This is a genomic window from Clostridium prolinivorans (assembly GCF_004011155.1).
GTDB classification, from domain to species: domain Bacteria; phylum Bacillota; class Clostridia; order Clostridiales; family Clostridiaceae; genus Clostridium_AT; species Clostridium_AT prolinivorans.
The window spans coordinates 22,883-34,583 of the sequence record NZ_RJWG01000018.1 but is presented as its reverse complement, the minus strand read 5'-3'; the positions used below and the strand labels follow the sequence as shown (position 1 = coordinate 34,583).

General features: G+C 26.5%; 12 protein-coding genes. 3 read left to right on the top strand and 9 right to left on the bottom strand.

Annotated elements, in window-relative coordinates:
* Positions 1–401: 401 nt before the first annotated feature.
* Complete coding sequence (locus EGD97_RS11150; protein WP_078681947.1) at positions 402–776, bottom strand: CoA-binding protein; 375 nt, start codon at positions 774–776, stop codon at positions 402–404.
* Positions 777–983: 207 nt separating this feature from the next.
* On the opposite strand from EGD97_RS11150, the gene EGD97_RS11145 reads away from it, so the two are divergent.
* Positions 984–2,216, top strand: a complete 1,233-nt coding sequence (locus EGD97_RS11145) for a BaiN/RdsA family NAD(P)/FAD-dependent oxidoreductase (RefSeq protein ID WP_127837413.1) — start codon at positions 984–986, stop codon at positions 2,214–2,216.
* 93 nt (positions 2,217–2,309) lie between these two features.
* Here the strand turns inward: EGD97_RS11145 and EGD97_RS11140 are convergent, their stop codons facing one another.
* Positions 2,310–2,969 carry an HAD family hydrolase gene (locus EGD97_RS11140; RefSeq protein WP_078681949.1) on the bottom strand — a complete coding sequence of 220 codons (660 nt, stop codon included), beginning with the start codon at positions 2,967–2,969 and terminating at the stop codon, positions 2,310–2,312.
* A gap of 227 nt (positions 2,970–3,196) precedes the next feature.
* Here EGD97_RS11140 and EGD97_RS11135 point away from each other — a divergent pair, with 227 nt between their 5' ends.
* Entirely contained in the window at positions 3,197–4,564 is a 1,368-nt protein-coding gene (locus EGD97_RS11135; protein WP_078681950.1) for an MATE family efflux transporter, read from the top strand.
* 164 nt (positions 4,565–4,728) lie between these two features.
* Here EGD97_RS11135 and EGD97_RS11130 read toward each other — a convergent pair whose 3' ends face one another.
* From EGD97_RS11130 to EGD97_RS11120, 3 genes are read right to left on the bottom strand one after another with little or no spacing between them, the layout of a single operon-like run.
* Positions 4,729–5,661, bottom strand: coding sequence for a glycosyltransferase family 2 protein (locus EGD97_RS11130; protein WP_127837411.1), 933 nt, complete (start codon positions 5,659–5,661; stop codon positions 4,729–4,731).
* A 1-nt stretch (position 5,662) separates the two neighbouring features.
* Positions 5,663–6,040 (bottom strand): GtrA family protein, encoded by a 378-nt coding sequence (locus tag EGD97_RS11125; RefSeq protein ID WP_127837409.1) that lies wholly within the window; start codon positions 6,038–6,040, stop codon positions 5,663–5,665.
* Positions 5,973–7,190 (bottom strand): glycosyltransferase family 39 protein, encoded by a 1,218-nt coding sequence (locus EGD97_RS11120; protein WP_164850207.1) that lies wholly within the window; start codon positions 7,188–7,190, stop codon positions 5,973–5,975. Before EGD97_RS11120 ends, EGD97_RS11125 begins: the two co-directional genes overlap by 68 nt.
* A gap of 501 nt (positions 7,191–7,691) precedes the next feature.
* Between EGD97_RS11120 and EGD97_RS11115 the strand changes: the two genes are divergently transcribed.
* Positions 7,692–8,078, top strand: a complete 387-nt coding sequence (locus EGD97_RS11115; protein ID WP_078681954.1) for a hypothetical protein — start codon at positions 7,692–7,694, stop codon at positions 8,076–8,078.
* A 104-nt stretch (positions 8,079–8,182) separates the two neighbouring features.
* Here the strand turns inward: EGD97_RS11115 and EGD97_RS11110 are convergent, their stop codons facing one another.
* The 4 genes from EGD97_RS11110 to EGD97_RS11095 are packed head-to-tail and all read right to left on the bottom strand — an operon-like array spanning position 8,183 to position 11,700.
* Positions 8,183–8,725, bottom strand: coding sequence for a D-lyxose/D-mannose family sugar isomerase (locus EGD97_RS11110; RefSeq protein ID WP_127837405.1), 543 nt, complete (start codon positions 8,723–8,725; stop codon positions 8,183–8,185).
* Between the two features lie 10 nt (positions 8,726–8,735).
* Entirely contained in the window at positions 8,736–9,596 is an 861-nt protein-coding gene (locus EGD97_RS11105; RefSeq protein WP_127837403.1) for a class II fructose-bisphosphate aldolase, read from the bottom strand.
* A gap of 59 nt (positions 9,597–9,655) precedes the next feature.
* Positions 9,656–10,675 (bottom strand): carbohydrate kinase family protein, encoded by a 1,020-nt coding sequence (locus EGD97_RS11100; RefSeq protein WP_078681957.1) that lies wholly within the window; start codon positions 10,673–10,675, stop codon positions 9,656–9,658.
* A gap of 20 nt (positions 10,676–10,695) precedes the next feature.
* Entirely contained in the window at positions 10,696–11,700 is a 1,005-nt protein-coding gene (locus EGD97_RS11095; RefSeq protein WP_078681958.1) for an ABC transporter permease, read from the bottom strand.
* Position 11,701 lies beyond the last annotated feature (1 nt).

Below are 11,701 nucleotides of genomic sequence, written 5' to 3'. Positions count from 1 at the left end.
AATCGAACCCCTGTTACCACCGTGAAAGGGTGGTGTCTTAACCGCTTGACCAAGGAGCCTTATTTAAATTTGTTTTGTCAGCTCTCAAGACCCGACATAGAATATAATACATAAAATTTAGATTTATGTCAACATATTTTTTTATTTTTTTCGTTTTTATTCAAATATATTTTTATAATATATAATAAAACTACATATTTAATCTATTTTCTCTTATATGCTTATTATAGATATTTAATATTACTGTTTTAGTTTTATCTGTAACTAATTTTTCTAAGGAAATTTTATAATAATTATTTATATTACAAGCATATTTTAATTAAATAATTATTAAATTAAAATATCTATTTATACTTTTTATAAATAGATATTTTATATTATTCTAAAAAATTAATTAAAATTTATTTACGTTTTGATAATTCTACTAATGCGCAGCCTTCTATTGCAGTTATTCCATTATTTTTACAAAATTCTAAAATTTCTTCACTTTCTGCTCCAGGCTGTATTAGAACTTTATCTATATTAAGTTCTTTAGCCTCTTTAATAATGCTTAATCCTTTTATAGGATTTATACATAAATCAAGTACATCTATTTTATATGGAACTTCTTTAATGCTTTTATATGTATTACCTGATGTATCTTTAGGATTTACACCTTCTACATTAAAACCTGCATTTTTTAAAGCATTTAATATTTTATAAGCATATTTGTCTGGATTAAGAACATCTCCAGCTACTACCCAATTTTTAAAATTTAAAAATTCTCCTGCATTCACAAAAATCATCTCCTTAATAGTTTGATAAACTACATTTGTATTGGTTTTGTTTAAATTTTGAAAATTAATATATAATACTTTGTTATATTTATTATAACTTAAATAATTATTTTACATAAGTATATTTTTATTATATTCAAAAATTTATATTTAGTATAAAATATATAAATAATATCTCTATATTAATTTAACAAGGTGGGATTTATTTTGAAACATGAACTTATAATAATAGGCGGAGGTGCTGCTGGATCTATGGCTGCAATTTTAACTAAAGATATGGGAATAGATGTAGCTATACTAGAAGGCAGCGATAGGATATTAAAAAAATTACTGGTAACAGGAAACGGAAGATGCAATATCACAAATGAATATATAGAAAGTAGTAGATACCACAGCGATAATCCTAATTTTTTCATCTCAGCACTTGAGGAATTTAAAGTTTCAGATACTATAAACTTTTTCTTATCTTTAGGACTTCCTTTAGTTACTTTAGAAGATGGTAAAATGTATCCTATGTCTCTTCAAGCATCTTCTGTAGTTGATATATTAAGGCTTGCAATTAATGATAGAGAAATACCTACTTATTTAAACTCTAAAGTTAAGAATATAAAATATAAAAAATCTAAATTTATAATAGAAACATCAAATGGTGAAATTTATGAAAGCCAAAAACTTCTTTTATCTTGTGGTGGAAAATCTCTTCCTTCTAGTGGTTCTGATGGTTCTGGTTATTATTTAGCTAAATCTTTAGGTCATAGTATAATAAATCCTCTTCCTGCTCTTGTTCAACTAAAGCTTGATTATAAAAATCTTAAAGCTTTATCAGGTGTTAAATTTAATGGTATAGCAGAAATATATGTAAATAATGAATTAAAAAGATGTGAATTTGGAGAAATACTTTTTACAGATTACGGTATATCTGGTCCTCCTATTCTTCAATTGAGCAGAATTGCTTCTTATGCACTTTCAAAAGATAGCAAGGTTTTTGTTAGGATAAACATTATGCATACTATGAATGAAGAAACTTTAGAAAATTTTTTTGAAGGACATTTTTCTATATTTTCTCACAGAAGTGTTCATGATTCTTTTATAGGTATAATAAATAAAAAACTTATTCCTATATTACTTAAAGAAGCTGGAATTAATAATATACATAAACCTTGCTGGGATTTAGAATATAAAGAAAAAAGGAATATATATAAGCTTTTAAAAAGATGGGATTTTAAAGTTATAGGTACGAATTCTTTTGCTAATTCTCAAGTAACTGGTGGAGGAGTTAATACAAATGAAGTTAATCCAAATACCATGGAATCAAAACTTATACCTAATTTATATTTTGCTGGAGAAATTTTAGATGTAGATGGTGACTGTGGTGGTTTTAACCTTCAATGGGCTTGGAGTTCAGCTTATACTGCTGCTAAAAATATTAAAAAGATTTAGGGCATTAAAGTAATATTCTTTATGCCTTAAATCTTTTTTATATTTCAAATTATATATAGTAAAATAATCATATTAAAAATTATGTATAAAATTTTATATAATGCTTTTTAATATATCATAATTTATTTCATCATAAGAATTTATTATAATGTCAGCTGGAGATAAATCTTGATTACCTGAATTTAAATTTCTATATCCAACACATTTCATTTTAGCATTTTTTGCAGCTAAAACTCCATTTGCAGAATCCTCAATTACAATACAATCTTTTGGTTCCACACAAAGCTCCTTTGCTGCATATAAAAATATATCAGGATTAGGTTTACTTTTATCTACATAATCACCTGTTACTAATGTATTAAAATATTTTCTAATATTAAACATATCTACTATAATTTCAATTATGTTTATTGGTGAAGAAGATGCAACAGCAAGTAATACACCATTTTTATATAAATCTTCTATAATATTTTTAACTCCATCTATAATTTGAATATTATGATTTCCTGATATTAAATAGTTATAGTAGTTATCTCTATCGTTTTTTACAAGTTCTTCTACAGTTTGTGAAAGATTAAATTTATTTTTTATTGTTTCCCACATATAGTAAGAAGTTGTTCCAACAAATTTATTATGCTCTTCTTTGCTTATATCAAGGCCAAGATTTTTAAAAAATTCTTGCTCAAACTTTAAATGATCTGGTTCACTATCAATTATTACTCCATCCATATCAAAAATAACAGCTTTAAGCAAATATGTCACTCCATTCTTTAATTTTTATTACATTTACTATTGTAATATACATTTAGTTAAAAATCTATTAAATTAATATTTTAAAAATACTAAAGTATTAATTTGATAAATAATAATACATATGATACAATGTTAATTGTATCTGTTTAATATAAGATATTAATTATAAGTATAAATATATTTTTAACTTAATTATATTTTAAATTATATTACGATAGGGGGATTTCATGAGTATTAAAAAACTTTTAAATGATAAACATTTTTATAAAGTTATGCTAAATCTTGCTATACCAATAGCACTTCAAAACTTTATATCATCATCTCTTAATCTAGTAGATACTATAATGATTGGAAAGCTTGGAGAAAAAGCTATAGCAAGTGTAGGACTTGCAAATCAATATTTTTTTCTTTTAAATCTACTTTTATTTGGAATATCTAGTGGTTCTTCTATATTTACAGCTCAATATTGGGGAAATAAAGATGTAAAAAATATACGAAGAGTTCTTGGAGTTTGTTTGATAAGTGGCGGAATAGCTTCTATGATTTTTACTATAGGAGGTTTTATATTTCCTAAACAAATACTTGGTATTTTTTCTAAAGATAAAGATGTAATTATACTTGGGAGTCAGTATTTAAAAATAATAGCATTTAGTTATATAATAACTTCAATTTCGTTTTCTTATTCTTTTGCCTTAAGAAGTACTGGTGAGGCAAAAACTCCTATGGTAGTAAGTGCTATATCTCTTTGTACAAATACATTTTTTAACTACGTTCTTATTTATGGGAAATTTGGATTTCCACGACTTGAAGTACGTGGTGCAGCAATAGCTACTGTAATTGCTCGAATTGTAGAAATGACTTTAATTTTATATGTAACTTATAAAAATAATTATGCAATTGCAGCTAAAATAAATGAAATGATAGATTTATCAATTTCATTTGTAAAAAACTTTTTTAAAGTTACTATACCTGTTATTTTAAATGAATCCATTTGGGCATTAGGTGTAACTTTATATTCTTTTGTTTATGCAAGAATGGGTACAAATGTTATTGCTTCTACCAATATATCTGGAACTATAGAAAATATTGCTTGGGTAATATTTATGGGAATTGGTAATGCTTGTGCAGTTATGATAGGAACCAAAATAGGTGAGAAAAATGAAGAAGATGCATTTATTTATGCAAAACGTTTTATAACTTTAGGTCCTTCAATTGCACTTATTGTAGGATTTATAGTATTTTTATCTTCAAAATGGATTCTTTCTCCATACAATGTTTCAGCCGAAGTTTATGAATTTGCACGTAAAAATCTTACAGTTTTTTCAGCTTTTCTTTGGGCAAAATGTTTTAATTATTTATCTGTTGTTGGAATACTAAGAAGCGGTGGAGATACTAAATTTTGCTTATTTTTAGATACAGGAGGAGTATGGCTTATAGGTGTACCCCTTGCTTTTTTAGGAGGACTTGTATGGAAACTTCCAGTATACTGGGTTTTAGCCCTTGTAAGCCTTGAAGAAGTATTTAAAATTATATTTGGTCTTCCAAGAATTTTATCTAAAAAATGGATTAATAACTTAACTTTAAAAACAAAATAAATTGTAAATTATAAATATAATACATAAAATTTACGTAAATTCATTAAATAAATTCAAAAACTTAAAAGCCATACATAAAAATTTTTTATGTATGGCTTTACTTTACGCATCTAAATAATATTAGTTTTTACTAATCCATTTAATTTATATGTTTTTATAATACCTTAAAAATTTATTTTATCTTTAATTATATAAAGAGGTCTTCCTTTTATTTCATCATAAATTCTAGCAATATATTCTCCTACTATTCCAAGAGAAAGCATTTGTACCCCAGAGAAAAAAGTTATTGCAACCATAAGAGAAGTCCAGCCTTTTGCTATATCATTTTGAAATATTTTACTTACAATTGAATAAATAAGAATTATAAAAGATAAAATTACTGAAAAAAATCCAAAAGAAGTTATTATTTTAAGAGGTTTTGAAGAAAAAGCTATAATACCATCTTTAGCAAATTTTATCATCTTTTTTAATGGATATTTAGTTTCACCTGCAAATCGTTCATCTCTTACATATTCTATAGCTATTTGATTAAATCCTATCCAAGATATCATTCCTCTTATAAAACGATTCTTTTCAGTCATAGAATTAAACACACAAGCAACACTTTTATCAATAAGTCTAAAATCCCCTGTATCTTTTGGAATATCTATATCAGACATAGCATTTAAAAATTTATAAAAGTACTTTGCAGTTATCAATTTAAAAAAAGTTTCTCCTTTTCTCTTCTTTCTTTTTGCATAAACAACTTCATATCCTTGCTTCCATAAAGCTACCATATCTTTAATAAGTTCTGGTGGATCTTGAAGATCAGCATCTATTATTACAATAGCATCTCCTAAAGCTGCTTTTACCCCTGCACTAACTGCTGCCTGATGGCCAAAATTTCTAGAAAAATTAATAATTTTTGCTCTTTTATCTTTAGATGCAATTTCTTTTAATATATCTAATGTTCTATCTTTACTTCCGTCATTTACAAATATAAGTTCATAATCATAATTATTTTCGCTCATTACATTAGTAAGTCTTTTATAGCATTCTTCTACTACACCTTCTTCATAATACATAGGTATTACTACAGATAGAAAAAAATCTGCCATTCTATTTTCCTCCTTTATCTTTAAATGTCCATATTTTATTTAAAACAAAATTTACTACCATTCCACAAATAATAGCAGGTATTTGAGAAATTGATTTATTAAATTTAAAATTAGATACAAATACATGAAGTATATAATTATTTAAAACAAGAGTTATAAAATTTACTATAATAAATTTTATAACCAAATTAATATCTTTATCTTTTGATGAAAAAACCCAAGTTTTATTCCAAAAATAACTATTAATCATTCCCAGTATGTAAGCTATAGTATTAGATAAAATATAGTTAATTCCTGTAAAAGTTAATATATTATAAGATATTATTGTTATAACCGTGTTTAATATTCCTACCATTGAGAACTTTATAAATTGAAGCATGTTTCCTCCTATTTAAATTACTTGTTCTTGTTGTAAATATAACAAAAATCCATGAAATTATAAATGCATATCTTTCTTGAAATTCTGTTATTAAAAATAATAGTACAAAGCCGCCAAATAGTATGTAAAAGAAATTCATCTCTTTTATTTCCATATAATCATTATTTTTTAATGCACTAAAAATTCTAATTAAAATAGTTATATAAATAATTTGAGTAAAAATAGAAACTTCATGAATTATATTTTTAAATATGTTTTTTCCAAATACTTCATCAGTTGTCCATACAAAAGCTCTAAAATCTCCCATACCCCATTGCATAGCAATTTTTTTTATATAATGGAATATAAGTTTTGGCTTAGGTGTTGTAGTTAACCTTTTTATTATTATTTCTTTTGAAACTTCTTTTATCTTTTGTGGATCATGATTTAATTTTATAGGAATATTGGCATCTTCTTCATTATACATTCCATGGTGCTCAATATTAGTTCCCTTTAATATAGATGTAATAGAAGGTTCTTTAGGATTCCAAAGATGTGTTTCAGTTATATTAGCATTTAATAATGATTGACTTACTAAATAAAAAGGGACTGCAAAACCTATTATCAATAAAATTGAATTTTTTATTCCTCCCTTAAGTCCTATATATATAATATTATACATAATATAAGCTATAACAAATACAGCTCCTACCATTCTAAACATATTAGCGAAAGATAAAAATGCCCCACTTAAAATAAAATAAGCATTGTTTTTTCTTCCTTTTATTGCAGCTATAAAAAAATAAACGCTAAAAATATATAGTGGAACTGCCATGTTTTCTGACATAGTTTGTGAAGTATACATTATAAATGGAGGGAAAAATGCAAGTATAAAAGCACTTATAAGTGCTCTTTCCTCATTTAAAATTTCCCTTACAGTAAGATACATAGCATAAACTGCTGCAGTTTGACAAATTACATTACAAAATTTAACAATAAAAAGAGGGTTGTCCATCATTTTATAAAATAACGAAAAATATAAAACTGTTATAATGTCATGTGTAAACCTTGCAAAATAAGCATAATCATGAAAGCCATAATAATTCCCTTGTGCTGCTTCCTTAGCATATTCGTACATTACTTTAAAGTCTGATATAGGTTTTGTCGGCACTATAATTATCCATAAAAATCTTAAAACAAACGCAGTTATAACTATATATAATAATAATTTTTTATTGTTTATATTTTTTAATTTATATTTAATATTATTCTTATATTTTTTATAAAAATATATAATACCTAAGCAAATTAAAATTATAAATATACCAATAACTTTATGCTTCATTGAATATATATTAAATAAAATATATATAAAAGAAAATGCAAAACATAAAATAAGTACAAACATTATAGCATAACGAAGAAAAATATTAAAAAAGTTCTTCAACATAAACTATCCCCTTTTCAATATAAATACCTAATAAATACCTAAAATATTATATCACAAAATACCATTAAAGAATATTTTTGTTATATTAAAAAGTTCTTCTATATATTTAAATTATGTCATAAAAGGAATATAAATTCATAATTTCGTTATTATTTTCATTTACAACTGTCGAATGTTGTTATATAATGGAAACATAAAATTAATAATTAAGGGTGGATGACTATGGAAAATGCATTAAATAACAATAGTCTTTTTTATAAAACTATGGAAGAATATGAAAATGATATTGACTCTGCAATTGAAGATATGATTAGTAAAAATGAAAGAATAGTCTTTGCTCTTGTTGCTGAAAAATCTGGAGTAACAAATTTTGTTGTAAGAAGATATCCTGAGCTTAGAAATTATATATTAAAACAGATTAAATATTATAAAGAAATTCAAGTTATAAATAAAAAAATAGATAAAGCTTGTAAAAGCTTAATAAAGCAAGGTAAATCTTTAACATTTATTTCTATAATTAATAAATGTAAATTCCCAATAGATATGGCCTATAATAACTTATATATAAAAGATAAAATAAGAAGTGTATTAATTAATAATAGATTATAAAAATTTAAATTAACAAAAAAGAGTCTATCTTAAAATATTAAAATACAGATTATGCATCTATTTATTTTAAGACAGATTCTTTTTATACTTTCCCCTAATTATTACTAATCTGTAATTTTAGTAATCCTACGTATTCGGCTATCTGTAAATATATCAAACTCATCCGTACTATGTGTAGAAAATTCTGATACTACTGCTCCTTCATCACCTGCTTGAAACCAATGCAGAGTATCAGGTATTAAAGTATACTGTTCTCCAGGATTTAGTTCTATTTCATGCCATACAGTATAATACGCTTCATCTCCCTTTGGAGGCTTACATTTAGGCTTTTTAGCAGCTTCACCAGGTACATAAAGGTAAACCTTTCCCCATCTGCATCTAAATGTTTCTTCTTTACCGGGATTAGAGTCAACCTGAGGATGTCTATGTTCAGGGCAAGTTTGATGTGGAAGAAGTACCAGTTCCTTAGCACATACTCTTTCTGTATTAACATATACAACTAACTGCAATCCAGTTCTATAAATATCATTAAGTCCAAAATCAGAAACTTCTATATTTTTTCTTTCCTCCTCTGTAATTACTATATGAGCCTTTTTTAAATATTTATTTGCAATATTTTGCATTTTTTTATATTCTTCAATTTTCATAAATATCCTCCTAATCCATATTATTAAAAATTTTTAAAGCATACATCATATCTTGTTTCATAGCTTCCATAGCCAATAAAGTAATATCATGATAAAATATTGGATCATTAGACTCTTTAATTTTTTTTCTTATATCTTCTCCAGCAGCACGAGCAGCATAAGTGTAATAATTTATTTTTCTAACTCCATTTTCAATTGATTTGTGATAATCTTCTCTGCTTACTCCAGATCCTCCATGCATAACAATTGGTACCATAGTTTTATCATAAATATTTTTTAATCTTTTAAAATCTAGATTTGGTTTTGTTAAATACAAACCATGTACTGTACCAAAAGAAGCAGCTAATGCATCTATTCCTGTTCTTTTTACAAAATCAAAAGCTAGTTCTGGATCGGTATAAATATCATCTTTATTAAAATTAGAGTCATTAATCAATTTTTCTCCATAATTTGACGTAGACATAACTCCTAATTCAGCTTCTACAGAAATTCCTCGTTTATGTGCTTCTTGTACAATTTGACTAGTGCATATAATATTTTCTTCATATGGTAAATTAGAACCATCAAACATAACAGAAGTAAATCCCATGTCAATAGCTTTATTAATTAGATTAATATTTGTTCCATGGTCTAAGTGAACACAAACATCAACTTTAGAATTCTTCGCCATTTCTAACATTATTTTGCCTATTATTTCTATATTTACAATTTCTTCATGCACTTGTGCATGCTGAATAATTACTGGAACTGAAAGCTCTTCTGCTGCAGATATTGCAGCTCTTACTGCTTCTAAAGATGGTGTGTTAAAAGCTGCAACAGCGGTTTTTTTATTTTGGGCTTCTTTAAGCAAATAATTAAGATTAACTAACATATAAATTCCCCCCTTGTATTGTATATAAATATAATATCTATAATTTTATAAAATTTTTACTATATAAAAATTTCAGTCTGTTTAGGCATTCTTTCGTATAATTCAATTACATCTTTAAAAGGTTTCATTCCTGATACACTATCTGCCTCTGACAAAGACCAAGCAGCAGCTGCTGCTCCTATTTCCATTGCTTTTTCCATAGTATAACCTTTATAAGCAGAATACAAAACTCCAGAAACAAAAGCGTCTCCTGCTCCAACAGTACCCTTTATAAAATCTTTAGGAAGCTTTAAAGAAGGTACTGTATAATAATTATTATTTTCATCTAAACCAAAACTAGATTCAGGAGCATGAATTATAATCCATCTACTAACTCCCATATCACGAATTTTTCTTAAAACTTCTTTTATGTTTTCTGCTATTAATTTGCCATTATTTGATCGAAGTGATATTCCAACAGTTTTTCCTGCTTCAATTTCATTAAGAATACAATAATCCGTATATTTAAGACTTGGCGGGACTAATTTGCTATATCTATTACTTTCTTCACTTACTACATCAATGGATGTTTTTATTCCTCTCTCTTTTGCCTTGCAAAGAACTTTTGCCATAACAGTTCCATATTTCTCATCTTTAGCATCCATACCATCTAGCAATAATATATATCCTATATGAAGTATATCTGCATCAATATTATCTAAATCAATATATTTATCTGAAAATTTACTACTTGAGCCCCTAAAAAAGAAAAAAGTACGAGTTTTATTTGTTTCATCAGCCATAACATCCGTAAATGAAGATCGGCCCTCTCTAATAACTCTTGATAAATCAATATTTTTATATTGACCAACAGTATTTAAAATATAGTCCCCCATATCGTCATTTCCTATTATGCTTATAGCCTTAAGTGGTATATTAGAATCTATTTTTGCTAAATCTATAAGGCAATTACATACAGCTCCTCCTAAAGAACAGCTAATTTCCCTAATAGTAGTTAATTTTGACTGTTCTGGATAAATATCAATTTTTTTAAGTTGATCAACTGTCATATTACCAGCTACAGCAATTCCATTTCCCATATTTTGCTCTCCGCCCCTATTTACAATTTTGATTTTTTCTTTTTAATAGCATCTACATATACAGCAATTAAAATTACAATCCCCTTTACTATATATTGCCAAAATGAATTTATATTCATTAAATTAAGTCCGTTACTCAATACACCTATAACTAACGCTCCTATTACAGTTCCTCCTATTTTTCCTGAACCTCCGCTCATGCTTGTACCTCCAAGAACAACAGCAGCTATAGCATCCATTTCAGCTCCATCTCCTGCTGTTGGCTGACCAGAGAACATACGTGATGCTAACACTATTCCTGCAACCGCAGCCATAAGCCCGCTAAATGCATAAGGAAAGAAAAGTATCTTCTCAATCTTTAACCCTGAAAATTTTGCTGCTTGCCTGTTCCCTCCTACAGCATATATGTATCTTCCTAACTTTGACTTATTCATTATTAATGTAGATACAACTAAAATAACAATAAGATAAATTACAGGAGTAGGGATTGTATCAGCTACATAACCTGCCCCAATAAAATTAAATTGCTCTGACATAACACGTATTGGCTTTCCACCAGTATAAACATAAGCTGCGCCACGAACTATATTCATTGTAGCTAAAGTTACAATAAACGGAGGAATACTTGTCTTTGCAATAGCAAGTCCATTAAAAGAACCTACAATCAGCCCTATCCCTAGTCCCCCTAAAACTGCAACTGGAACTGGAAGTCCATTAAATGCTATTAACCCTCCAGTAACAACTCCAGATAAAGCAATTGTAGAACCAACAGATAAGTCTATTCCTCCTAATATAATTATCATTGTCATTGCACAAGCAAGATAAAGATTTGTAGAAATCTGTCTAAGAACATTCATAATATTCTTTTGTGTAAGAAATACGGGAGACATAAAAGAAAGTAATATACATAAAGCAATAAATCCAATAAGTATACCCATATTTTCTTTAAAAAATTGAAGCATATTATTTAATATACTATTAAATATTTTTTTATCTTTTTTTACCATTGATGTTTCCATTGACATA